23 protein-coding genes are annotated in these 25,218 nt (G+C 46.0%); 11 read left to right on the top strand and 12 right to left on the bottom strand.

The features are described from left to right. Positions 1 to 675 (top strand): response regulator, encoded by a 675-nt coding sequence (locus PQQ36_RS01080; RefSeq protein ID WP_026130829.1) that lies wholly within the window; start codon positions 1 to 3, stop codon positions 673 to 675. Positions 676 to 835: 160 nt separating this feature from the next. Continuing rightward, positions 836 to 1,429, top strand: coding sequence for a sugar O-acetyltransferase (locus tag PQQ36_RS01085; protein ID WP_011081091.1), 594 nt, complete (start codon positions 836 to 838; stop codon positions 1,427 to 1,429). Between the two features lie 60 nt (positions 1,430 to 1,489). Here the strand turns inward: PQQ36_RS01085 and PQQ36_RS01090 are convergent, their stop codons facing one another. Both PQQ36_RS01090 and PQQ36_RS01095 read right to left on the bottom strand, forming a co-directional pair. Next, on the bottom strand, positions 1,490 to 1,945 hold the full coding sequence (locus tag PQQ36_RS01090; RefSeq protein ID WP_011081092.1) for an NUDIX hydrolase: 456 nt from the start codon (positions 1,943 to 1,945) through the stop codon (positions 1,490 to 1,492). A gap of 15 nt (positions 1,946 to 1,960) precedes the next feature. Then, a complete protein-coding gene (locus PQQ36_RS01095) occupies positions 1,961 to 2,332 on the bottom strand; it encodes a MazG nucleotide pyrophosphohydrolase domain-containing protein (RefSeq protein ID WP_011151966.1) in 372 nt (123 codons plus the stop codon). Positions 2,333 to 2,514: 182 nt separating this feature from the next. Between PQQ36_RS01095 and PQQ36_RS01100 the strand changes: the two genes are divergently transcribed. From PQQ36_RS01100 to vctC, 4 genes are all read left to right on the top strand, one after another. Further along, positions 2,515 to 2,790, top strand: coding sequence for a hypothetical protein (locus tag PQQ36_RS01100; RefSeq protein ID WP_011081094.1), 276 nt, complete (start codon positions 2,515 to 2,517; stop codon positions 2,788 to 2,790). Positions 2,791 to 3,289: 499 nt separating this feature from the next. Then, positions 3,290 to 4,225, top strand: a complete 936-nt coding sequence (gene vctD / locus PQQ36_RS01105; RefSeq protein ID WP_017790796.1) for an iron chelate uptake ABC transporter permease subunit VctD — start codon at positions 3,290 to 3,292, stop codon at positions 4,223 to 4,225. Continuing rightward, on the top strand, positions 4,218 to 5,168 hold the full coding sequence (locus tag PQQ36_RS01110; protein ID WP_017790797.1) for an iron chelate uptake ABC transporter family permease subunit: 951 nt from the start codon (positions 4,218 to 4,220) through the stop codon (positions 5,166 to 5,168). Before vctD ends, PQQ36_RS01110 begins: the two co-directional genes overlap by 8 nt. 7 nt (positions 5,169 to 5,175) lie before the next feature. Further along, positions 5,176 to 5,931 (top strand): iron chelate ABC transporter ATP-binding protein VctC, encoded by a 756-nt coding sequence (vctC, locus tag PQQ36_RS01115; protein WP_017790798.1) that lies wholly within the window; start codon positions 5,176 to 5,178, stop codon positions 5,929 to 5,931. 50 nt (positions 5,932 to 5,981) lie between these two features. On the opposite strand, the gene cueR is transcribed toward vctC, so the two are convergent. Both cueR and PQQ36_RS01125 read right to left on the bottom strand, forming a co-directional pair. Next, positions 5,982 to 6,368 (bottom strand): Cu(I)-responsive transcriptional regulator, encoded by a 387-nt coding sequence (gene cueR / locus PQQ36_RS01120; RefSeq protein ID WP_011081098.1) that lies wholly within the window; start codon positions 6,366 to 6,368, stop codon positions 5,982 to 5,984. A 185-nt stretch (positions 6,369 to 6,553) separates the two neighbouring features. Next, positions 6,554 to 6,802, bottom strand: a complete 249-nt coding sequence (locus PQQ36_RS01125; RefSeq protein ID WP_011081099.1) for a YgjV family protein — start codon at positions 6,800 to 6,802, stop codon at positions 6,554 to 6,556. Positions 6,803 to 7,148: 346 nt separating this feature from the next. On the opposite strand from PQQ36_RS01125, the gene PQQ36_RS01130 reads away from it, so the two are divergent. Next, positions 7,149 to 7,415, top strand: a complete 267-nt coding sequence (locus tag PQQ36_RS01130; protein WP_017790799.1) for a hypothetical protein — start codon at positions 7,149 to 7,151, stop codon at positions 7,413 to 7,415. Between the two features lie 94 nt (positions 7,416 to 7,509). Here the strand turns inward: PQQ36_RS01130 and PQQ36_RS01135 are convergent, their stop codons facing one another. From PQQ36_RS01135 to yccS, 4 genes are all read right to left on the bottom strand, one after another. Further along, entirely contained in the window at positions 7,510 to 8,769 is a 1,260-nt protein-coding gene (locus PQQ36_RS01135) for a hydroxymethylglutaryl-CoA reductase (RefSeq protein ID WP_017790800.1), read from the bottom strand. 79 nt (positions 8,770 to 8,848) lie between these two features. Beyond that, positions 8,849 to 9,142: a hypothetical protein gene (locus PQQ36_RS01140; protein ID WP_011081102.1), complete on the bottom strand. Its 294-nt coding sequence runs from the start codon at positions 9,140 to 9,142 to the stop codon at positions 8,849 to 8,851. Positions 9,143 to 9,237: 95 nt separating this feature from the next. Beyond that, the gene (locus PQQ36_RS01145; RefSeq protein WP_015727806.1) at positions 9,238 to 9,399 is read right to left on the bottom strand and encodes a hypothetical protein; all 162 of its coding nucleotides are present in this window, start codon (positions 9,397 to 9,399) and stop codon (positions 9,238 to 9,240) included. A 220-nt stretch (positions 9,400 to 9,619) separates the two neighbouring features. Next, positions 9,620 to 11,773: a YccS family putative transporter gene (yccS, locus tag PQQ36_RS01150; protein WP_072611138.1), complete on the bottom strand. Its 2,154-nt coding sequence runs from the start codon at positions 11,771 to 11,773 to the stop codon at positions 9,620 to 9,622. A gap of 208 nt (positions 11,774 to 11,981) precedes the next feature. Between yccS and helD the strand changes: the two genes are divergently transcribed. Beyond that, complete coding sequence (helD, locus tag PQQ36_RS01155; RefSeq protein WP_273660242.1) at positions 11,982 to 14,054, top strand: DNA helicase IV; 2,073 nt, start codon at positions 11,982 to 11,984, stop codon at positions 14,052 to 14,054. A gap of 128 nt (positions 14,055 to 14,182) precedes the next feature. Here the strand turns inward: helD and PQQ36_RS01160 are convergent, their stop codons facing one another. Next, positions 14,183 to 14,638: a methylglyoxal synthase gene (locus tag PQQ36_RS01160; protein ID WP_011081106.1), complete on the bottom strand. Its 456-nt coding sequence runs from the start codon at positions 14,636 to 14,638 to the stop codon at positions 14,183 to 14,185. A gap of 56 nt (positions 14,639 to 14,694) precedes the next feature. Continuing rightward, complete coding sequence (gene torT / locus PQQ36_RS01165; RefSeq protein WP_103199768.1) at positions 14,695 to 15,708, bottom strand: TMAO reductase system periplasmic protein TorT; 1,014 nt, start codon at positions 15,706 to 15,708, stop codon at positions 14,695 to 14,697. A gap of 110 nt (positions 15,709 to 15,818) precedes the next feature. On the opposite strand from torT, the gene torS reads away from it, so the two are divergent. Next, positions 15,819 to 18,731 (top strand): TMAO reductase system sensor histidine kinase/response regulator TorS, encoded by a 2,913-nt coding sequence (gene torS, locus PQQ36_RS01170; protein ID WP_263225154.1) that lies wholly within the window; start codon positions 15,819 to 15,821, stop codon positions 18,729 to 18,731. Positions 18,732 to 18,810: 79 nt separating this feature from the next. Here the strand turns inward: torS and PQQ36_RS01175 are convergent, their stop codons facing one another. Then, a complete protein-coding gene (locus tag PQQ36_RS01175) occupies positions 18,811 to 18,996 on the bottom strand; it encodes a hypothetical protein (RefSeq protein ID WP_011081109.1) in 186 nt (61 codons plus the stop codon). Positions 18,997 to 19,022: 26 nt separating this feature from the next. Continuing rightward, positions 19,023 to 21,377, bottom strand: coding sequence for a fatty acid cis/trans isomerase (locus tag PQQ36_RS01180; RefSeq protein ID WP_263225151.1), 2,355 nt, complete (start codon positions 21,375 to 21,377; stop codon positions 19,023 to 19,025). A gap of 665 nt (positions 21,378 to 22,042) precedes the next feature. Here PQQ36_RS01180 and PQQ36_RS01185 point away from each other — a divergent pair. Both PQQ36_RS01185 and PQQ36_RS01190 read left to right on the top strand, forming a co-directional pair. Continuing rightward, positions 22,043 to 23,140, top strand: coding sequence for a PEGA domain-containing protein (locus PQQ36_RS01185; protein WP_011081111.1), 1,098 nt, complete (start codon positions 22,043 to 22,045; stop codon positions 23,138 to 23,140). Between the two features lie 78 nt (positions 23,141 to 23,218). Further along, on the top strand, positions 23,219 to 25,030 hold the full coding sequence (locus PQQ36_RS01190; protein WP_263162706.1) for an SUMF1/EgtB/PvdO family nonheme iron enzyme: 1,812 nt from the start codon (positions 23,219 to 23,221) through the stop codon (positions 25,028 to 25,030). The last annotated feature ends 188 nt before the right edge of the window (positions 25,031 to 25,218 follow it).

The raw sequence follows: 25,218 nt of genomic DNA on the forward strand, positions 1-25,218 counted from the left end.
ATGATAAAAGTCGTGATTGTAGAAGATGATGAGAGAATCGCCGAGCTTCATCAGTTCTTTATTGCTCAACTGGATGATTTTGAGGTGATAGGAATAGCGGCTAATCTGACGACCGCCGAGCAGTTGATCATTGCCGCGAAACCCGATCTGGTGATCATTGATAACTACTTGCCCGATGGATTGGGTGTTGAGTTAGTTCAACGCTGTTTGGTGTTACAACCAAAACCAGAGTGCATTGTGATCACTGCCGCCAACGACGCCAATACAGTGCATCTCGCTCATCGTTACGGCGCGTTCGACTATCTGGTGAAACCCGTTAACTACACGCGTTTACAAGCCAGTTTACTTCGCTTGATGAAGATGAAACAGTTGGTGGATAGCCAGAAAATGGTCAAGCAAAGTGAATTGGATGGCATTTTTCACGCCACTGAACTGGTGGTGGATGAGGCCAGTGGCGTGGATGAGTTTACTTTGCAGCAGGTGGTTTCACTCTTTCCCCACGGCCACAGTGAGCACACCGCTGCGAGTGTGGCCGCGTTACTTGGCGTGAGTAAAAGCACTGCGAGGCGATATCTCGACAAGGCGGTTGAAAGGGGAGACCTTTATGCGTTTTTAGCGCATGGCAAAGTAGGCCGTCCAACGCGTTGCTACCGAAATAAACCGTTCGCCGTGTGATGGTGTCTGCGCAATGAAAATCTGTTATCCCGCTCTCCATTTCAATGAACAGAACTGAAGGAAATCAATCGGTTTTGCTACATTAGCGTTTTCCCTTGTGGCGCGGTGGTCATCAAGGCAAAACGGTTTTGTGGAGAGAAAAATGAGTGTGAGAGAGCGAATGCATCAACAAAAGATTTACTTTTGTGATGATGAGAGTGTGGCGTTAGAGCAGCAAGCTTGTCTGGAAATTCTCTATGATTTTAACCAAACCAGACCCTCAGAAATGGAAAAACGCACAGCGATTTTGCGTGATCTCTTGGCTGAAGTCGGTGAGAACTGCTACATCGAACCACCACTAAGAGCCAATTGGGGTAAACATACACACTTAGGTAACAATGTTTATGCCAATTTCAATTTAACCTTGGTGGATGATACGCACATCTACATCGGTAACTCGGTGATGATTGCACCCAATGTCACCATCGCAACGGCGGGACATCCGATTGATCCTGAACTGCGACGTAAAGTAGCGCAATTCAACATTCCTGTGCACATTAAAGATAACGTTTGGATTGGGGCGAACAGTGTTGTGTTACCAGGCGTAACGATTGGTGAAAACAGCGTGATTGGTGCCGGCAGTGTGGTGACGAAAGACATCCCCGCCAATGTCGTGGCTGTTGGTAATCCTTGCCGAGTGTTGCGGCCGATTGGAGAGCATGACAAACGTTACTTCTATCGCGATAACGTTATTGACGATTTACCACAAGCCTAAAACCCGTTAGTGAGATAGCGCATCCACTCAGTTCACTCTTTGATGGATGCGTTTAACCCACTATTTGGCAAGTGGAATGCGTGAGAGTGGTGAAGGGCTGCGTAAGACAAAGTGTTGCCAAACATGATCATACAGCGCTTCTTGACCCGGAAATTCGGCCAAAGATTTGGCTTGCTCTAAATCGCACCAACGATATTCAGTGTGTTCATCATTGAGTGTAACGACTTGATTATCTTCACAATAGACAACAAAAACAGGGATGTTGACGATAGAGTCACTTTTGACTTGATAAAACTGTTCCAGATATTGGCCGTTGTAGAGTGTTTCTACGTTTATTTGGGTCTCTTCGGCAAATTCGCGAACGATGGTTTGCCAACCCGCTTCGCCTGCTTCGATTCCGCCTGCGACATGGCACCAATAGTTTCCTTTAGTGCGCTTCATCATCAAGATTTTATATTGGCCATCAAAACGTGACAGCGCCACACCCGATACCGCGTGAGATTGAAATGGGATCATATTTGTTCCTAGACGTTAGCGAGAAGATTGAGAATATTCTTGTTCAAGAGCTTGTTTTTGCGCCTCTTTAATATCCGCCCAGTCAGTGCCGGATTCAATCGCCGCTACGCGTTGGCTATATTTGACATAGGCTCGGTGCAATATTGAATCTAAGCGGATCTCCGATTCTTTTTCCAGCGCTACGATGGCATTCAGGTAATCCCAGAGTACATCCGCCAATTCATCTTCTAAGTAACACGTACGCTCTCGCGGGATCTCATCGAACACTTCGTCGACTTCCTTTTTCAGTTCGTTGAGATAGGTATGTGGCCCCAAATACCAAGAGTTACTTTGATCGTACTTCGCCTTACGTCGGACCACTTCGAGTAATTGTTCGAAATCTTTCATCGTCTTAGCTCCTTTCGCGATGAGGAGGGAGTGTAGCCTGCGAGGTCGCTGGTTTGTAGCGATCTATGTTGCAATTTGTTGAATCAATTGATGAAAAACATAGTTGAAGTGGAGTTGGCCTAAGTCAAAGAAGCGAAATGGCGATAGGCCTACACTGCGTAAAAATAACAAGCATACTTCCTATGAGCAAACCATCGATTCAAGACGTCATCGCCAGTTTCACTTGTATTGAGCAAGCACTAGACTACTTTGACATCGGCTATGACAGCCGTTTTATTGACGAGTATCGCAGTGAACTGGTTAAACGCTTTAATGGATACTTAATTCTTACTAAACCGGACGATTGGTTCTCGGCAAGAAGAGCACTCAAAAACGCCTATTGCAAAGTACAACGGGGTCGCTTGAACCCACATACACGTCAAGCATGCCGCGGATGTACCTCGTGTCAGCGAAGGTAGATCTCAAGGACTAAATATCGTTACAAGGAGCAGGAATGGAGACTTGCGGTAAATGCCGGCACTTTTGTCGTGCTAAAGAAAACGTCAAAGATTTATGTGGGGCATGGGAGCAGCCCACTTTCGCCAAAAGAGCTGCGTGCGGTTTTTATATACCTAAAGCGCGTTCCCACACGCAAACTCACGCATTGGCAGATAACAAAAAGGCCTAATATGTCGCTTTAAACTCAAATGCGACGGCCCCATCTTGTTTAACCAGTTGAATACTAATGAGTGAATCTGTATATTGCGAATGCGCATGATAACACTTCTCAATTGGTATTAAGTACATGGATAGAGACCCTCATCGCCAAATGATGCCCGCTTCTCACCGTGAGTTCGGGGTAGAGGCAACTGAAACAGCAATCTTTGGTATCTCCTTCGCCGCTTTTGGGCCTGATAATCAATCGTCAAGTCGAAGCAAACAAGCATTGGCCTTTTGCTCTTCTTTCGTGGGGGCAGAGTGAAAAAGTTATTGCTGGCTCTGTTTTTGCTGTCCTTTGCGTCGGTGTTTGTCGGAGTAGGGGATCTCACACCAGCGATGTTGTTGTCTGGGGACACGCAGGCGCTTCATTTGCTCGTGACAAGCCGTTTACCTCGCCTGCTGGCGATATTGCTTTCTGGTGCGGGTTTGAGTATCGCGGGCTTGATTATGCAGCAAGTCAGCCAAAACCGATTTGCTGCGCCATCTACGTCCGGCACGATTGAATGTGCCATGTTGGGCTACATCGTCAGCTTAGTGTTTTTTGGCAAAGGGGACAATTGGTTACTGATCTTCAGCTTTGCGATGGGCGGAACATGGTTGTTTGTCACGTTTGTTCAACGTATACAGTTCAAAAATGCCGTGTTTATTCCCCTTATCGGCATCATTTTTGGCAATATCATCGATTCTCTGGCGACGTTTATTGCTTATCGGTATGACTTGCTGCAAAACCTTTCTGCTTGGTCGGTCGCCAATTTTGCCAACCTTTTGCAAGGTGATTACGAACTGCTCTACATTGCGCTTCCGGTGGGAATATTCAGCTATCTCTATGCAACAAGAATTTCCGCTGCAGGCTTAGGTAAGGACTTCGCTCTCAACCTTGGTTTGAACTATCAGCAGGTGGTGGTGATTGGTGTCCTATTAGTCTCGGTACTTGCCGCCAGTGTCGTCATGATTGTTGGCCAATTGCCTTTCTTGGGGCTGATTGTGCCAAATCTGGTGAGCTATTTTTATGGTGATAATTTACGGCGCAATATTCCCCTGACAGCTCTATATGGCGGCTTGCTGGTGCTTGGTTGTGACTTGCTTGGCCGCTTGATTATTTTCCCTTATGAAGTGCCCATTTCCATGGTGATCGCCATTTTGGGTGGCGTTGTGTTTATCTATCTGATCTTGAGAGGGAAGCAACGTGTCTGATCGTGGCAAAATGTGGCTGCTGCTGGCGATAAGTCTAGTGATGGTGATTCTGTTCTTGGGCAAAGGACTTACACTGGATAATTATCAATACTTTCTCTCTCGCCGTATCCCCAAAGTGTTGGCGATGGTGTTAGCAGGTGTTGCGATTTCTCAAGCATCGCTTCTTTTTCAGACCGTGACGCACAATCGCATACTGACACCGGGAATATTGGGATTTGATTCTCTCTATTTATTGGTGCAAGTCATCATTGTGGTGGTGTTCGGCGGTTTGAGCCAGTATGTACTTAACGCCTACTTGAATTTTTCGCTCTCCGTCGTGGCCATGGTTTTGTTCTCTATGGCATTGTTCGGCTTTTATTTTCGAGGAAAAGAGAAAAATCTGATTACTTTGTTGTTGGTGGGTTTAATTGTTGGCCAACTCTTCTCTAACGTTGCCTCTTTCTTCGTTTTGATCATGGATCCTAATGATTACGCGACGGTTCAAGCCAGTATGTTTGCGAGCTTCAACAATATTGATACTCAATTGGTCTACTTTACGGCACCCATTCTGTTGATTGCATCGCTGCTCATGTATCGCATGCATGCCGTCATGGACGTGTTTTGGTTAGATAAAGATAACGCCACCAGTTTGGGGGTGAATGTTCGTCAAGTAACCAAGCAGGTGCTGATGTTGAGCGCGGTTTTAATTGCCGTCGCCACTGCGCTAATCGGGCCAATCTTGTTCTTTGGTTTACTCGTGACTAACTTGGCCAGAGAGATGTTTCACACTTATCGTCATGCCCAGTTATTACCCGGCTGCGCCATTTTGGGTGTCACACTGTTGCTAGCCGGCCAATGGCTGGTGGAAAACGTCTTAACATTTCAAACAACGCTCAGCGTAATCATCAACTTTGTGGGTGGCATCTATTTCATGTCGATGTTGCTGCGAAATCGTATTGTGTAGGTAGGCAATGATTGTTCTAGATAAACTCACTAAACATTTTGGCAAGTTTGCTGTTGTGTCGGCAGCCAGTGGTCAATTTGAAAAAGGAAGCGTCACCTCCATTATTGGGCCGAATGGGGCTGGTAAAAGTACACTGTTGTCGATGGCTTCGCGTTTGCTTGATCGTGATGGCGGGGCGGTGTTGATCGAAGGGAAAGAGATTCAAACGTGGGACAACAAAGTCCTTGCGAAGAAGTTGGCTGTTTTACGCCAAGCAAACAGCATCACGATGCGATTTACTATTCGCGAAATGGTGGCCTTTGGCCGTTTCCCTCATTCTGGTGGTCGATTGACGGCGCAAGATCATCAACAGATCGACCGCGCGATTCAGTATCTTGATCTCAGTGATATCCAAGACAAATATCTCGATGAACTCAGTGGTGGGCAGCGGCAGCTCGCTTTTATTGCCATGGTGATTGCCCAAGATACCGATTATGTTTTCCTTGATGAACCACTGAACAATCTGGATATCCGCCATTCAAAGCAGATCATGCAGACGATTTGCCGATTGGCCAAAGAGATGAACAAGGCAGTGGTGGTGGTAATCCACGACATTAACTTTGCGGCGTGTTATTCCGACCAGATTATTGCTTTGAAAAAAGGTCAAATTGTCGCCAGTGGTAGTGTTGAAGAGGTGATTGAAGAAGCGGTGCTTGAGAAGATCTACGAAACGCCGTTTAGTGTCATTGAACGCGACGGTAAACGTATGTGTACCTACTTTTAAACTAGTGAGTAAGTCGCCTCCCAGATGAGGAGGCGATGGTAAAAACCTTGCTATTTGGTGAGCTCTTCGATTATCGGGCAATGACTGTCTGAATTACCAGGGCAGGAAGAAACCCAACCTTCCAACTGCTTTTTTATCTCGTGCAAATGCGCCAACTTCTGTTCAATTTCAGCCAGTTTTTCTTTGGTCTTCTCTTTGACTTCGCTGCTTTTACGGTTAGGGTTTTGTGCCAGTTGAACAAATTCTTTGCACTCTTGAAGAGAGAACCCGGCATTTTTAGCGCGTGATACCAGATTGAGTTCGACGATGTGTTTTTGTCCATATTCACGATAGCCAGCGTCACTGCGTAGCGGTGGTGAAATAATGCCTTTTTCTTCGTACATGCGAATGGATTTGCTTGATAATCCGGTTAATTTTGCAATAGCACCTATGTTCATCGTATTGTCTCATTTCGCGGTTTTAGTTGATTGTACTCCTCGTGACGGGTTTAGCAATGGTATGTGGCGCAACGCCAAAATGACGTTTGAAGGCACTGGTAACCTAGGTAAGTCTTTTTGAAAACGAATCCGACCAACAAAAAAAGCCCCTTAGGGGCTTTTAAGCAATTCGTTACTCTATAAAATTACGCTTTTTCAGGCGTTAGAGTTTTTTTTTCCTGCTGCATTTTGGCTAGGAAGTAGACGTTGACACACGCAATAAAGCCATTAGTCACAACCACTGGCCATGCGTCAATCATCAGACCGTATGCAGTGAATAGTGCACAACCGATGAAGTTTAAAACGCGCAGACGAACGATGTCCTTCATCGTTAGTGAGATTGCGACCATGATTGACGCTGCGTAGCCTAGAATTTCAACCATATTCATTTCCATAATTTGACCCTCTTAAATCTTGCCGAATATGTCGGTACCAATTCTTCTCTTCTTGAGATAAGTGAGGAAGCTCCATGCCTCGAATGGTCTAATCGTGTTTTCGTTAAGTGCACTATATCAATGGAAAATCCGTGATGAAAGCCTCAATTCAAGGTTAAGAGAAGGTTAGCGATTACGCAAACGTTTAGAAAGAAAAACGTCAATAACGCAACTATTCGTTTACTCAATAAAAGAGAGGGAGATGTTGGGACGAATTATCTTTTTCGCCTATTGAAACGATAGTTGGACAGCGAATTTACACTGCTATATCATTGCGAATGAGAATTATTATTGATAAGTGTTGTTTATGTCTATTTTGATTGCTGTGTTGTTTTCGCTGTTATTGATCGTAAAAATGAAAGTAGAAAAGGCTTATGCTTTATTGCACATCGCATTGCATGCTGTTTTTCTTATTCTAGTCGGGCAAACCTACGCAGTGAGCTATTTGATTGTGATGTTTTTTTCTGCTCCGATTCAGATTGCCATGTGTCATCGTGGGGAGTGCAAAGAAAAAGGGCATAAGTGGTTTTCTATCCTGCCGGCGCTTGTTGTGATCATCGTGGCTTTTCTTTGAACGCTAAGAGGTTGATCATCTGGGCGTTTGCTCTTCACGGCTTAATTCAGAGTAATTAAGCCGTGAGAAACAGCTGTTTTGAGAGACTGTCGCTTTAGCGAGCCAGTTTGTGGTGCGCGCGAGAAAAATGTCCTGCTGCAAAAGCGCCAACAATCGATAGCTCTCCGGCTAAGCAAAGTGCAGCACAAACTTCAGCCAATGCACGCGCGTTGCCTTGTCCATACAGGCCTAGAATGTCTAGACAGGCCTTTTGGCTTGGTAGGCCAGTGCCGCCGCCAACGGTTCCGACCATCAGATTTGGTAATGTCACGCTCGCATATAAGTGCCCATCGGCGGTAAGTTCCATCCGGGTAATGCCAATGGCTGATTCAGCCACGCAAGCGGCGTCTTGTCCGCAAGCCAAATAGAGTGCCGTTAACGCGTTGGCGTAATGGGCATTGACACCAATTCCGCCGCTCAATGCCGCACCCGTCGTCGTCATCTGACCGAATTTGACCATTTTTTCAGGCGTAGTATGCAAGTACTTTTCAACCATCTCGCGGGAAAGAGTCACTTCGGCGATCACTTTTTTCCCACGAACGCTTGTCAGTGTTTTGCTGTTTGCTTTCTTATCACCAGAGAGGTTGCCATCTAGAAAGGCTTCTTTGATGTCGATGGGGCAGGTTTCCAATATTGACTGAAATACGGCGTTGGTCGCGATTGTCACCATATTTTGCCCAGAGGCGTCACCTGTTTGGTATTCAAACATCAAGTAGACATGATTGCCTTCCATGTTGATATTGATGTCACTGAGCGTACCATGCGAAGTCGTGGATTCGGCGATTTGCTTAAAACGCTCGTAGTGGGTGGTCACCCAAGCGACAAACTGACCCGCGGAGACTAAGTTAGTGAATGCGAATACGGGGGTGCGTGTCACTCCTTCATTCACCAGCATGGCCGTTGCTCCGCCGGCAGCGGTAATGAGATTGGCCCCTCGTGAATAGGAGGCCACCAAAGCGGCCTCTGTCGTGGCAAGGGGGATCAAATAATCATCGCTGGCAAACAGGCCATTGACGCGCAATGGTCCAGCTAGCCCAACGGGGACTTTTACCGTACCAACAAAGTGCTCAATGTTCTTCTGATAGAGCGCCATGTGCTTAAGAGTATGTTGATCTAATAATTGGTCTTGAGTGGCATGACAGTTCACCACATCCCAACGCTTCTTTAGAGTTTTATCGCTAATAAAAGGGCTCTTGGGTAAGGTGCGTTTTGGTGGGGCGTAATTGGGGTTGAGTTTTTGCTCTATCTGTTGCGCGCTATCTAGACAGCGAAGTGCGGTATGAATATTTTTATTTTGCGTAGTTTTAACGGGCATAAGTCTGTCAGCAAGAAAAAGGAAGCGTCGATTCTACTGAATCAGGAAGAGTAAACAAGGTGGTAAGCGTAACAAATGGTCACACTTGGATATCCAATAGACTACCAATCACATCGTTGTTTCGTTCAATAACGCTCGCACCAATACGGTTATAGCTATTGGCTTGGCTCAGTTTCATCAAAGCTTCGTTGTGATCTTTGGGTGGTTGAGTGGGTTTTTCTTCAGGTTTGCGATCAAATTCGACACGATTAAAAGCGAGCTCATCAGAGGTAGGATTTCCGTTTGCTTGGTTCACTTCCAACGCAGCCTCTTCAGCCATCTTACTGGATTGCTGAATGAGTTGATAACCGGATTGAACTCCTGAAACTGGCATGGTTAAAACGCTCACTAATTAACCTGTCTTAAGCATAGTTGGATTTGACAATGGTGGCAACTATGCTAGCAAAATCGTGTTTAGATAATCTCTTCTTAAACAAATAACTTAGCCAATGCATCACGCTCTTCAAGGCTTAGAATGTCATTGTCTTTCTTTAACAAAGCAAGTTGAATGTCGCCTTGTAAATGTTGTAGCTGAAGAGGAGACAGCCTTTTAAGCTCTTCACGCAGTCGCTCGAAATCAGTTTGTTTCATGTTAATCACCGATCTGTATCGTTTCTTTTGCTCATCATTCATTACGGTGTTGTCCATCACAACGAGTGAATAATGAACAATGTACTGGATGAACGCTGTTTTATTGTCCGGAAAATGTCAGAGCACGGTAAAACTGGACGGTATAGAAAGGGCGTGGATGAAAGGTGATAAACGGTGCAAATAGGGCGTTTATCACCTATAGATGAAGTGGAATGTTTGGTTACTGCGTACGCACTGCAAGCTTACTGGCTAATGAGTGTAACTCTGGCATCATTCGATAAATTAAGTGCAGTTGTTGAAGCACCATACGAGCACTGCCTTCGTCATCTTCACGCCATTCACTCAATCGCTTTTCCAAGTCCGCAGCGTTACTCGTGTCGACATCACAATCATCACAGCGATTGTACAACTGAGATTGAAGCGTCTCTAAGTGCTGGTGGATTGTTCGGTGTGCGTCGAGTACCAATTGATGTGTGGACTCGTCATCCAAGCGAGTGCGGTGAGCTCCAAGGGCGGAGATGTAGCTCAGCATGGCATGATTTAGAGTGAGAAAACGGAAGCTCTCATCGACTGCTGTCTGATACTTTCCAGGTTCGATCAGCATGTTACTGATCGCAGAAGAAAGATTTGCATCTTGGTTATGCGCATTGCGCCGTGCGATACGATAAGCGAGGCTATCTTTTTTACCAATCCGATACTGACCAATGATTTGCAGTAAGTACTGTTTGTTGGCATCTATCGCATCAGACATCACTTTGTGTAAACGACGAGACTGCCAGTCAGGCAGAATCAAAACCACAGCAGCAACAGCAAGTGCGCAACCGATGAGCGTATCGGCCAATCGAGGCAATACGACCGCATAACCTTCACCCAACTGGTTGAAGCAAAAGAGCACGAGTAGGGTGATGAAACCAGTCGCAAATCCGTAATTATTGATTCTAAAGGCAAAAAAGAGCACGCCAGAGAGGACGATAAACACCAGTTGGCTCTCTTGCGATGGGAAAAACGTGAGTAGGGGAACACCGATAAGTAAGCCAGCAAAGGTGCCTGCAATACGTGCAACCAGCTTTTGTTTTGTTGCGCTGTAGTTTGGTTGGCAAACAAACAAAGTGGTTAATAGGATCCAATAGCCTCTTTCAATCTCGAATCCATAGATCACGCCATAACCGGCAGTCAACGCTATCGCCATACGAATGGCGTGACGAAACAGCATCGAGTCTTTGTTGAAGTTGGCCCGAATGCGCTGAAACATGGCTTTAAGAGTATGCGGATTAGTGTCGTCCAGCAAATTCTCTTCCAATTTTTCCGCATCAGGATTACTGATGTTATTAAACTGCTTTTCAACGGTAGCGAGATTATTGAATAAGTAGTTAAGTTGGCCGAGAAGATGAGACCATTTTGGATTTTTTTGCTCTTGGAGGTAGCTCAATGCGTTTTGCAGTTCTGCCAAAGCCAAAATGGATTGAGACGCGTGGTTATACTCATTGCCTAAGCGCAACGATTCGGCAATTTCTCGACAGGCAGTTGCTTGCGCCTCAAGCAAATACTTAAAGCGGAACAAAATATCTGACCGCTCGAACTGTACAGCAAGATCTTGATAGCGGTAATGGCTCGAGCTGACTCGCTCGTGAATGTCCTGCGCAATAAAGTAAATATTAAGGAAGCGGTCACTTGGCCCATCAATATGGCCTCGTTTCGAACGGCTCAGCAACGTCTGTTTGCAGTTGTTGAGTGCATTAACAGTCCGGGCATTGAGGCTTGCAGCGTTAATGCGCATCGGTTGAGGCGTCATGTTGGTTACCGGATGGAAGAGCTGTGCTTTTGCATCAAGATAGTTGGCCAACTGGTGAAAGACGTTGGATAGGCTCTGTTGGACAGGCTGCATTGGCCAGAGGATTTGCCAAACCATCGACATAAAGTAGTACCATGCGGCGCCTGAGAGTAGCAGCAATGGTTGAAACCAAATATTGACACTTTGGTGTGCGCCGAGCATGGCATAGATTGCGATAAGCAAAGAGCCAAAGGCGATGCTGGCGTATTTGGGGCCGACTGCGCCCAACATAATGAAGCCAAAGGTGGAAACAAAGAGTCCAATCGCAAAGAGCCATGGCGTATTAAAGAGAAGCTCAATCGAAAACGCCGCGATAGCAAAACAGATAAACGTGAGCAACACGGCTTTAAGCCTGCCGCTAAAACTGTCATCACTTTCCGCCAAAGCGGCGGCAATAACGCCGAGGATTAAAGGCGTGATCAAGGTATTTTGTTCGTAGTACCAAGCTGGTACCACAACACCGAGCAAAGTGATGAGGATCAATACACTATAGCTAATGGTTTTATTGGCCCAAAAGTGACGAAGTTTGAAACGTAAGTTCACGGTTTTCCTGTGTAAATGAGCATGAACGAGTTACACGGCAGTGTAGCAGAAACCACCATTAACAATATGACTTGGACACATAAAAAGTTTTGCCTGTTTAGTATTTCTCCACTCGCTGCTGCTTGATAGGGATTAATGGCTACATTTTCCGGTTACAAAATGGTATAACCCTGAAACCCTTGATTTCAGAAGCAAGAGAAATGAATCCATGCTGCTAACGGCCAATAAAACCGCCCAGTTTTTTATCCAAAAAGAGTATCACCATGTCGAATTGCAAGGTCAGTCTCTCCTCTTGGTATCGGTCGGAAGCGAGGAGCACATTCCGTTCACGGTTTGGAATGGTGAGATTCATGTAAAACGAGGCTTGTTTTGGGGGGCATTACAGTTTTTTGCGCATCCGGTCGAAGGTAAGCAGCAGAGCTGGCTGGTACAAGGTCTTCCATGGCCAGAGTGCAAACAATTTGCTCGGAATGCGGTAGAGCAATATCAACAGTGGCACGATCAGCAATGTCGCCAATTGAGTCAGTATTTGCCAATTTGGGAAGACGGGCTACACCGTTTAATCTATCTACCGGCTTATTTACCGCATTCAACCGTAGACACTTGGGTTCGTGATGTTCATGGTCAATTAAAAGAAATGAACATGACACTTGATGAAGCGAAACAGCGACTGCCAGAGCGGGTGGCTGCGATGGAAAGCTGGCTACTTGATGGAGAGCAAGCGATTCAACAGCGCAATTTGTCTTGGCTTGAACAGGAAAGGCAAAATTGGGAAGTGTTGTTCAATCAAATCGAATCTTCGCCGCTCAATGTTTCTCAGCAACATGCGGTGTTGCTGAATGATGATCACAATCTCGTCTTGGCTGGGGCTGGTTCAGGGAAAACCAGCGTATTGACCGCCCGGGTGGCGTATTTATTACAAAGCCATCAAGCGACAGATGAACAAATGCTGTTGTTGGCGTTTGGTCGTGATGCGGCTCAGGAGCTGAAACAGCGTTTAGTGGATAAAATAGGGCTTGCCGCACAAAACACCAGTGTGTCTACCTTCCATCAGTTAGGCTTGTCGATCATTCACCAAGTGGAAAGTAAGCCTGTAGAGATTTCCCCCATCGCTTTGGATGACAAACTGCGTCAAGCATGGTGTGTGGATTGGCTGAAAAAACATTGGATGACCCCAACCAACTTCAAACGTTGGCAAAAACATTTAACCAAATGGCCGATTGCCTACCTCACAGGGGATGATGAGTTGGGCAGCCAATCAGAAAACCCCAAACTGATTGCTTGGCTGGACAGGCAACTGACTCAATTTGCGTCACTGGGTTTTAGTAAGAAAGAGATCCAAGAGCGATTGGTGGAACTGCCTGATTACACGCGCTTAAACAGCGAACTGTCACTGTGCTGGCCGTGCTTCAGCGCATGGCAAAAAATGCTGAAAGAGACAGAGCAGATCGATTTTCCAACCATGATCAGTCGTGCAACGAAATACGTCAAAGAAGGGAAGTTTGTCTCTCCTTGGCGTTTCATTATGGTCGACGAATATCAGGACATTTCACCCGATCGGCTGGCATTGGTTGAAGCGCTCTGCGAAACAACCCATAAGCAGCCAGGAGCCTCTCTTTTCGCCGTCGGTGATGACTGGCAGGCGATTTATCAGTTTGCTGGCGCGGATGTTGATTTAACCACGGGCTTCCAGCAGCGTTTTGAGCACTCAACGGTGCATCACCTTGATACCACTTATCGTTTTAATAACATGATTGGAGAGGTGGCAAACCGATTTATTCAGGCGAATCCACGACAACTGGTGAAAACGCTGCAGAGTTACAAACAGCAGAAACAAAAAGCAGTACACACAGCGCCAAGTAACTCGGTGGAAAAGATCCTCGACCAGTTAGATAGAAAGTCGGACAAGCAGAAATCAGTGCTGCTACTTGGTCGTAATCACTGTCACAAACCGGACCTTTATGATGATTGGGTAAAACGCTTCAAAAACCTGTCACTCAACTTTATGACTTGCCACGCCAGTAAGGGCAAAGAAGCGGATTACGTGATTATTCTTTGCGTTGATGAAGGCCAATTCCCAGCCAAGAAAAAGCAGCTGCATGTTGATGGAGCACTAACTCAATCTTCAGACACCTTTGCGTACGCCGATGAGAGACGCTTGTTTTATGTGGCGTTAACTCGCGCCAAAGAGAAAGTTTGGATCACACACAGTGGTGCAGGCTCCGGATTTGTTCAGGAGCTGTTGGAAAATGACTACCCAGTGGTGAAACACAACAGCTAGATAAGTATGGTCGCTGAGGTAAACTCAGCACGAAAGAACAAATAAAAATGCCAGCAACTCAGTTGCTGGCATTTTTGTTGTCATTCCTAAACCACCGCTTTTAGCGGTTGAGGCACTAGAAAGAAGAATTAGGTGCGACCTGCCAAATAGGCTTGGTAATCAGGGATTTCGACATCAACTTCTTCATTCAACAATGGCGATTCAAAAAGGAACTTTGCCGTTGCACGGTTGGTTGCCACTGGAATATTCCACACACTGGCAATGCGCAGTAGCGCTTTTACATCCGGATCATGCGGTACCGCATTCAGTGGGTCCCAGAAGAAAATCAGCATATCGATTTTGCCTTCTGAGATTAAAGCACCAAGCTGTTGGTCACCACCCATTGGGCCGCTGATCATACTTTTAATTGCAAGCCCGGTTTCACGACTAAGCATGTGGCCAGTTGTCCCCGTGGCATACAAGAAGTGGCTCTGCAATTTTTCTTTGTTCTCTTTTACCCAGCGTAGCAGCTCAGGCTTATAGTTATCGTGTGCAACCAATGCAATGTGTTTATGCGCTGGCATCGTGCGAGTTGTTTTTTGCATCAAATGTTTCCGTTATGGTTACCTGATTCGGTTCGAAAATAATTAAGCATAAATCGTCACTGAGATTCAACTGCTTTGACGTCAAAAATTGGCCTGTATTCGGATGGCGATAAAGAGTCTTCAATAGTTGAGAAGTTCAGCGTGTTTGGGGTTAGTGGCTCAATAGTTGGTGAGCTGTGAATCTGATATGGCTTATGACGTAAATAGTTGACCGCTTGAACCACCGATAAGCGCCCTTGCAGTACCATTTGGTCTGTTGGAGCAAACTCAATTTTATTGCGTAATAAGCCACGATAAATGCCATGGCTGAGGTAAGTAGAAATCAAGCCAATCTGGCCGGTTTTATTGGCACTACGTAATTCGCTGATCGCCGCTTCCATTGCCACTGCGCTGCCAACGAGGTAATCAACATCGGGTGTGTCGATCGCTTGTTGTACTAAGTTACGTTGTAGCTCTTTGTCGTTATCCGCCCAGAAACTCTCCATGATATGGATATCACTGCCCTTAATGGCATCTCTAAAACCTTTATCGACGGGCTTGGTGCCGCCACTGCTTTTCGGGCCTAACAATAACACGACATTTTTGGTTCCTGAGCCAGCAGGATGTTTCTGTGCCAAGTAGTGACCCGCTTGATGACCCATCCAATACCAATCCACACCGACGGTGCCTTTCAGATTCTTACTTTGCGTTTCATCGAGCACCAATTGGTTTACGGTTGCGAAAATGGGAATGCTGCCCGTCCACTGTTGCAGGTTTTCGTTAAACGCCATGGGGTCAACGGTACCAAGCAAGATAGCATCTGCACCCCATTTGCTGCATAGCATAAGTTGTTGCTGCTGCTTGGCAGTGTTTGGGTAGCCTCCCGCTTCTAACACGCGCAGATTAACCTTTTGCTTCTCCGCTTCAGACACCATGCCGTAATTGACAGAAAGCCAGTAAGAGTCTTTTAAATGTGGATAAATCGCACAGAGTTTTTCCGCCGCATAAACAGGGGTAGAAAATAGAATTGGAAGGGAAAGTGGTAAAGTTTTGCGCAAACAGTGCAAAAAAGTGTGCTTAGTCTTTAACATGCAGCAAGGTTCATTGGCATCGTTGGAAGTTACGTAGCAGAATATAGCGTATTCTCCCCGGCGAACCAATGCTGATCTGCTGTTTGCCGTTGTGTAAGGTTAAGAAAAATATGTTATTAGCAACAGCGAGTATCGGCCGGAAGTTGTTACTCTCGTTCATCGCCATGGCAATGTTGGTGATGTTATCGGCGTTAATTGGTGTATCGGGCTTTTCGTTCGTGGCAAAAACAGAGCGCAATGTCGTTGATACGGCTATTCCCGCCATGATTGAAGCAAGGCAAGTCTCTGAGCTCAGCTCGCGTATTATTGCATCGGTCCAAACCTTATCAAACGCCAAAAATGAAGAAGAGCGAAAACAGTCAGGGAAAGAACTTTTCTCTCAGTTGGAGTCGCTACTTTCGCATATTAAAGCGCTTGGCGGTGGAGAGTCGTTTGATCCGCTATTGTTAGAGCGCCTCGAAACTCATGTGCAAAGTGTGATCGATAACTTGGCCGACTTGGGCGTATCGGTGGAGAAAAAACTGTGGTTAGCAAAAGAGATTGATAGCCGAGTTGAAGAGATGCGCCTACTCAGCGAAGAGCTTGAACAACTGACGCGCACTCAAGTGCTCAATACCAGCACCATTGCGGTTGCGAATGTGACACATATCTATGACTTATTGGAGTCAAACAAAATTCCTCAAGCTTACCAAGCACTTGATGCCTTGGTGGAAGTTGACCTTGATCTTTCCGAGCGCTTGCATGAACTGCATCTGCTCGCATTCAAAATGCTCAACCAGATCGAAGAAGCACGTACACTCACCAATATTGAGCGTATCCAAGATGTGCGTAATGAGTTTGATGCCAACCTCAAAATTATGGTTCGTCGAGTTCAAGCGGTGGAAGATCCTACTCGCTCTGCGCAAATGTCCAGCTTACTTACCGAGTTGGGCAAGCGCCAAGTCGTGTTTAACATCCTCGGGCAACAATACCAAAACAACCTAGAATCTCAGAAGCTCATGCAGCAAAACCTCGCGCTCTTTTCTGAGCTCAACGGTACCGTTAATAAGCTTGTGGACGACTCAAATCAGACAACAACAAAAGCCGTGTCAGAGTTAACTCGCACACTGAACTTAGCGCAGCTCATTCTAACGGTGATTTCACTCGCTGGCCTGATCGTCGCCATCGTGATTGTTTGGCGAGTGGTTTATGTTTCAGTGGTGACGCGTTTAACGGAATACTCAGCGGCGTTGTTGCAAGTGGCTCAGGGCAATCTTGATATTGAGCTTCAAGTTCGGGGTAATGACGAGCTGGCGCATATGGGGCAGGCGATCATCACAGCAAGGAACACGGCTCAAGCACTGAAAATCGTTGCTGAAGGGGAAGCCAAAGCGAAAAAAGAGCTTCAAGAGCATAAAGAACACTTAGAAGAGCTCGTTACTGAGCGCACGCGTCAGCTACAACTGACCAATGAGAAACTGAATCACGAAGTGCTCAATCACGCCAAAGCGCGTTCACTAGCAGAACAAGCAAACCGAGCGAAATCGGCATTTTTGGCCACGATGAGCCATGAAATTCGCACGCCAATGAACGGCGTACTTGGCACCGCTCGCTTGCTGATGGACTCCGGACTGAATCCGTTGCAGAAGCGTTATGCCGATATCATCAATCGCAGTGGTAAAAATCTCCTGGCCATTTTGAATGATGTTTTGGATTACTCCAAAATTGAAGCCGGGCATCTTGAGATTAGAGAGTCCGCCTTCGAGTTGCATCAAATGGTGGAAGACACTTTCCAACTGATGCAAAGCCGCGCCGCCGAGAAATCACTGACTTTCTCTTACCATATCGAGAGTGATGTTAACCATTATTGGCGTGGCGATGTTACGCGCATCAGTCAAGTGCTCAACAATCTTGTTGGTAATGCGATTAAATTTACTCACCAAGGTGCGGTGGATATTTACGTTAGCCTCGATCTCGAACAGGAGAATGTGGTTCAGTTCGAAGTCACTGACACGGGCATCGGCATTGCTCAACAAGAGCAGGCGACCCTTTTCGATGCCTTTACTCAAGCCAGTGGCGGACAAAAAGCCGCGGGTGGTACAGGGTTGGGTTTGGCAATCAGTCGCCGCATCATTCAAGCCATGGGTGGGCAGATGGAAATGGCGTCGGAAGAGGGCGAAGGCAGTCGTTTTTGGTTCACCGTGCCTCTGACGCCTTGCGACGCCGTTGAACCCGTTGTTTGTCCGCTCGAAACCGAAAACCGACAAGCGACGATCCTATTGGTCGAAGACAACGCTGTGAATCGCATTGTTGCGGAAGGGTTTCTCAGCAGCTTGGGCCATACCGTAGTAATGGCGGAAGATGGTGCGGAAGCACAAATGTTGTTTGAGCAGCAGTTATTTGATATTGCGTTGGTTGATATCAATCTGCCTGATTGTAATGGCACGGATTTGATCCAACGTTTAAAGCAGCAAGAGTATTCAAGTGAAAGAAAAACACCTATGGTTGCGGTTTCTGCTCATGTATTTAATGAGGAAGTGGAGAGCTATTTAGCCTCAGGGTTTGATGGTTTCCTTGCAAAACCACTGGAAAAAGAAGCGCTTTCAGCGCTGATTCAAAAAATGTTAGAAGGAAAAGTTCTGGTGTGCGTAGAAAGTCAAGCAACGGCAGTGAGCAGTGACGCTTGCTCAAGCATTGCCCAATCTCAAATTAGCAACCTGATGGATCCTCAAGTGGTGCTTTCCGATATGGAGGTGCTGGGTGCTGACAAAATGCGACAAATTATCGAACTTTTCAAAAGCAGCAGCGATGAAATTCTTCAAGCCTTAGTGAGCGCTGCCAATGAGGCGAATGAAGCGCAAGTTAAAGGGCTAGCCCACAAACTTAAGGGCAGTGCAGGCAGTTTGGGTCTAAATAAGTTAATGACGTTGTGCAAAACAATTGAAACCCACTCTTCACCAACGAGTCTCTATCTCAACGAAAAAGAAGCGTTGGAAGAGTGTGTTGAGCTAAGTTATCACGCACTGAAGAACTTGGTTCAATAGCGTTTTCCAAGCAGCTCCCGGCCAAAAAGAAAGCGTCCGTCAATCAACGGAGGCTTTTTTATGCCCGATATTTACCCAGTTAATTGTCGCTGTCCCAATCAAATTGGGTATCCAGCGCGTTAGGGTCGTCATCAAATGGATGCTCAACACGCCCTCTTAGGCGTTCTAATTTGCTCTCTAGCATGTTCACGGTGTCATAATCACCTTCAGAACAAGCGACGTAAATTTGTTGCTCCAGAGCTTCGATTCTATCTCGGATACTCATGGGAACCTCCTTTACGTTAGGTTGTGCTATCGGTTCTCAAAACGATTATAGTCAAGCAATCCAAATTCGATAGGTTGATCGTTGCGATACCAAGTATGAACTTTGTCGCTAAACGACCAGAAATTGGTTGAGCTACGACGAATCGCAAACTTATCCAATAACTTAACGTAGTCTTGCTCAGATTCCATTGAAGTAATGATTTGAACGAATTCGGCTACTTGGTTTTCGTTCAACGAGAAGAACGCCGCAGGGTAGCTTCCGACAACGCCGCGCACTATGGTGAGGTCGTCATTCGCTGGGTCACGATTTTTCTCCTCGTTAAACAAACTTGAGATGTTCAAATGTGCATTGTTGTGCAGCAGTGTATAAAGCTGCTCTTTTCCAGAGTCTGCTTTGACCATCAACATAGTAATTTGCGGGATAGGCAACAGCTTTTCACCTTTTACCAAATTCAATGACTTCAGCAATGCTTCGTTTTTCAGGCTCATGCCAGTATCGACAATCTCATAGCGCGAATTCAGGATTGGGCTCACTTGACGGCGTAATATGTCAAACAGCTCAGACTTGGGATCATCGGTTTTATATACAACACTAGTCGGTTGGCTAAAGGGCACCACATTGCGCTGCAAGAAATCGCTCAGTTGGCGGTTTTGCTGTTGATACCAGCTGGATTGCTCTTGGTGGCGCATATCCGCGGGTAACAAGGCGATGAAGTTACTTTCACCTTCTAAACGAAGAAAATCCATAAACATGCGAGTGATCAACTGATGGCCAAAGTTGCCATACACATCAAAACCTGCCACTAACAAGTAGTGGATGCGCTCTAGCAAGGCGTAGTCGAGAACCCAGGCCGTTTTGGGCTTCTCACCCACCAATCCCTGTACAACCGAGGCACTATCAAAGTGACGGAACACGGTTAACGCGGCATTGGGGTTAGTGCCATTGCCATCCCATATGATGTCGGTGGTGAGATGCGTACCATTTTTAAACCAATGGTTAATGAACTCCGATTTCGCTTCTAAATAGCGAGCTTGTTGGGCGGAATATTTGACCCAATTGGTGACTGGTAGGGTGTTACTTTCGAGTTCGCCCGGTAGTTTTAGATTATCAGCTTGTGAGCGATAAAACTCATTAACTTCAGGAATATCCGCTTTGTCAGGATCGAGGAAGAAAACCCAGAAACGATCGTTAATCACATTCAGCGCCAACTGGCCGCGGCACACTGGTCCCTTTATGTAAGCCATAATGGTGTTTTGTGCGTTATCTAGCATGAATTTAAAGCGTGCTTTCACTGGGAGGTCAATAAAAGCGCTCATTGGGTTGGCGGCAATCTCAGGATCGTAACTTGGCAACTGCTCGACGACGTAATCCGCGTCAATAAACCACGCTTTCCAATCTTTCATTCGCTGGCTATTGAGAGCAAAAGGCATGTGTGTCTTATCAACAATAGTGCCTTGCTCGGGAATGATTCGATAGTAAACACGTTCTACACCCGGATCATCGTAGGGGCGACGAGTAACAATGCGCTGTACGGGTTCGCCTGGTGGGGTGGACGAACGAACCATAGTAAAGAAGCGAGGTTCCCCCTCTAACTCAGAGAAATAGAGGTGCGATAAAAAAAGATGCTCGTAGATATAACGTGCGGCAAGCTGGTTTTTACGCGAACTCTTATTGAACATTTGCTCGTATCGCGTGATCTCCGCCGCCTGCTCACGAGTGAGCGGGAGGTGATCGTTCATGATCGCGCCATTCTCTAACCAAGCCATGAGTGTTTGGTGTTCTTTGGCCGAAAGATTTGGCATACCAAAGGGCATTCCCCAGCTTGGATTGGTACGCTCGTACTGATCAAATTCTTCAATCGTCGGACAGGTTTGTTCGCGATCAATCGAAAAATCAAATCCTTCAAGTTGGTCCTGTTGAGGAAGGGGATGACGCTCCTTCTGTTGCAGCAATCTCGCAATCAAGCCGGCATCAATGTTGGCAACACCGGTTTGGGCACGCTCGTTGAGCACAGGGTGAAAGCCCCCATCACGCCACTCTTGGGTGGTTTGTGCATCTTCAAATAAGCGTGTGGGTGCTGTGGCTGTGAGACGAGTCCCTTGATAAACAAGCGTCTTGCTTGCGCCACGGTCAATACCTTCTACAGAAGAGAGTTTAAGTTGACATGGCGCGTCGTAGCAAGCGTGACAAACCACACATCGGTTTTCGATGATGGGCTTGACATCGTGCATAAAAAACTCACTTTGAGCCGATTGAATGTGCTCGGTCCGGTCGCGGACTTCGGCCTCGCCAAACAGCTGATCATAGTTGAGCCCAGCATAGGTGGCACAACCTGCAAAAAGTGTGACTACTGCTAGTATTAGAAATGTTCTAAATTTCATTTGGTTAATCGTCTAAATAAGCCATAGTGTTTATTATACTCAAATAACGGTGAGATGCTTGGCCGCCCGACAAGTTTAAGATATCGACGTTATTTGGGTAGAAGGTGCAGAAGAATAGCGCTTTCAATAATAAAACACCATGCAAAATCAAGATTGTGATTGCCCTCTAGCTGAGCATTGCTTAAGGCTGAGATGGCAGATAGGTTTTTTTGATTAGCTCACGCTTCTGACTTATTGGGCTATCTCGCTACACGTTTTGTGTTAAATGTTTTATAGAGAGATATTGGAGTGGTTTCACTTGAAAACACAGTTTTTGCTAATGATGCTGATTTTTTGACCGGCAAACGATGCTCGGTTATTCAATAGTTTTCGTAATGTAACTGGTTGTTTCTTGATGCCATTACTGTCAGCAGGAGCAAAATTGAGCGATAAAATTATGTAATTAGCTCAAAAGTGTGATTTGGTTTAGACTTTGAAAACAATATTCTCAACAGGATTGATATACAATGATTTTTCAGGAGATCGTTTCTAATAATTAGCAGAGCTCTTGAGCTTCTTCTCAAGTACGGATTTGTCGCGGTACTAGAAGGAAGGTTTGTTTAGATTAACGAGATGCTTATCTCGTTTTGCACGTACAGAATGTAACGTTATTTGAGCAGGGAACTATGAACATACGTCCAATCCCAGCGCTTTTGCTTGCGCTAAGTTTTCCATGGGCATCTTCTGTGTTGGCAGAAGAGGTGAATCAGGCCGATCCAGTTGCCGCCGTTGATGAAAAAATCGATGCAAAACAACAAGAGATCAAAGCAGTAGAAGAGCAATACAGCGAAGAAAGCGGTCAACTGAAAGGGTTGAAAGGCGACAACGCTCGTTTGCAGCGAGAAGCCGAAGAGCTGGAAGCGAAACGTAACCGAGCGAAATCTGCTCTTGATAAGCAGTATGCTCGTTTACTGGAAGACCCAGATACTGACCTTGTTTCTTTCCAGAAAAAATACCAAGAGTCTTGGGAAGCGTTGAAACAGAATCAAAACGAAAAGCTCAAGAGTGATCAAAGTATCGTAGAAAGCGAATCTCGTTTATCTCAGCTAAAACAGAAGCTGGCACGCTTAAACAGTGAATACACGAATTTACAAGAGTCTCACGTTGAAGCGCGTGTAAAACGTTTGGAAGCTGAGCTTCGCGAAAGCGCGGTACTAGAAACACGTTACACGACGACTTGTTCATCAACGATGACGATTGGCGAGTGTATTAGCCAAGGCAAATATCTCACCAAGCAAAAAGCCGTAAACACTTTTAAAGATAAACTTTTGTCAGGCTTGACGGAATCGGTGTTGGCGAAGCAAAACTTGCAAGGTGTTCAGTTAAATATCCACGTTCAAGAGAGTCAAACGATTGAAAGTGGCTTCTCTGGCAATGGTGCGTATAGCACGAGTATTCAGGCTCAGCTTCAAGCAAAACCAGAAGCAACGGCAGCATGTAAACTACTTTCTGTATCAAGCCGCTACTGTTTATCAGCGAGCAGTAACTCATCAAAGCAAGAGAAAAAAGATTGGGTCACAGTAACGGTAAGATCGGATCAGTACAATGATGCGGTGACGATCAATGGCGTTAGCTACGGAAGTACGCCAGTCGAATTGCTCTTGCCTAAAGGCAAGCATCGTTTTACGGTGTCGAAACCGGGCTACGAAACGTATAATCGTGAGATTTATGTCGGCTCGACCGATACCGTTTGGGTCAAGTTGGTTGAAGATAAGCAGGGGTAACCCTGCTTTCGCATTTTTATTTAAACGCCATTTTTCGATAATTTGGCATGTTCCCTAAGTTTTAATGAAGTATTTATCATGCGTTTAGTTTTTTCTGCACTTACACTTGCCATGCTGCCTGTTGTTGCTGGAATTCCTGCGATGGCGGAAGAAGCAAGCCCTGTGGTGGTTGTTGATGACGCTTTGTTCACCCAAAACACGTTGCTTAGCGATACGGAAAAGAAGAAATCGGCTAAACAGAATCAGTTGAATAACCAAGCAGAGCAGCTTGAGCGATTGAAACAACAAGAGGCTGAACTTGTTGCACGACTCGATAAGGCGAAGCAACAGCTTGAGAAAGATTATCAACGTTTAAGTGATACGCCTGATTTTGATTTGATGCCCGCTCAGAGTGCCTATCAGTCCGCTTGGTCTAAGGTCAAGCAGAATCAAAGCGAGCAGCTCGAAGCGCGTCAAACGCATGAAACACTCGCAAGCGAGTTGGCCGCGATTAACGCAGAAGAAACGGTGATTCGTGGCAAAATTGCACAGCTTCAAGAAGAACGTCAACGTGCTCGTATTGCGACCATACGCAGTGAAATCAGCCAGAAAGGGGATCTCACCGTATCGTTCACCAATACTTGTCGTAGCGATATGACACTTGAACAATGTGCGAAACAAACAACGACCTTAGCGCTGCAAAAAGCGGTTCGTCAGTACCAAAGCGAACTGATCGACGGAACAACCGAAGCCAAATTGGCCAAACAGAATCAATCGCAAGCCGCTCTGAATATCCATGTATTGAAGCACCAGTCGTCGAAAGCTGAGTTTTCAGGTGAGAATCAATACACGCAAATTCTTAAGGTTTCTTTAAACACTCGACCTGCTGAAAATGCGCCGTGTAAGCTGCTGAACATTGATTCGAAATACTGTTTTTCTCCAAGTCAGGTCGTTGACGGTGAAAAAGTGACCGAAACCGCTTGGCATACGCTGACCATTCGTTCCAATCAATATGGTGATACCGTTTTGATTGATGGGGTGAAGTATGGCTCAACCCCTGTTGAGATTATGCTGCCGATGGGCAATCACCAGATCAGCATTGAGAAAGAAGGCTACAGTACCTTCCGTACCGATCTGATGGTTAGTCAAGACCAAACACTGAGAGCGAACCTAGTGGCGAAACGCAATGTGGCCAAAACGGGTGAGACGTTTGCGGATAACTTAGGCTCGTTACCAGCACCTGAAATGGCGGTCGTGACAGAAGGCACTTATATGATAGGTGAGCGTGCGGGTAAGCAAGTTCGCTTGAATCGCGGATTTTCGATAAGTACAACGCCGATTACGGTTGCTCAGTTCCGTGTTTTTGTTGACCAAAGTAACTATCAGACAGATGCTGAATTACACAAAATCTGTACTCGTATCGAACAAGCGGCGATCACACCTATTGCCAACAAATACTGGCGTGATCCTGGTTTCAGCCAGCAAGAAAACTCTCCGGTTGTCTGTGTCAGTCAAAATGACGCGAACGCCTACGTTAACTGGCTATCTGACAAAACAGGCTACCATTACCGATTGCCTACCGAAGACGAGTGGGAGATCGCTGCGAGAGCGGGATCGGAAGCCGATTATTGGTGGGGCGAGAAGTTTGGTTCGGGCCAAGCTAATACAGGGTGGGGGGGAACTCCTTGGTCAAATAACAGCACTTCTCCAGTGAAGTCATTTAGTGCCAATGGCTTTGGTCTCTATGATGTGGTTGGTAACGTTTGGGAATGGACCGCAGACAGCAAAGGCTTGTTAAAAGGCGGTGCTTGGAGCTTCTCTCCTGAAAAAGCAAAAGCGGAATCGCAGTTGTTTATTTCTCCTGATTCTGCAGCAAACTTTGCAGGATTCCGAGTTGTCAGAGTACTGTAAGCATCAGTAAGTAATGCGAATGGCGAGCCAATCGGCTCGCCATTTTATTTATCAATATGGTTATTGTTAAATACAGTTATTTTTCAAAATAGGGGAGTTAGCATAAGCAAATGAGCGTGACCTTATGCTACTTACTTGGTAGGCATAGCCACTTATCCCCTTCCTACTAGAAGCTGCAACGGTGTTGG

Origin of the sequence: Vibrio sp. CCUG 15886 (assembly GCF_028570825.1) — a bacterium.
Lineage (GTDB): Bacteria > Pseudomonadota > Gammaproteobacteria > Enterobacterales > Vibrionaceae > Vibrio > Vibrio vulnificus_B.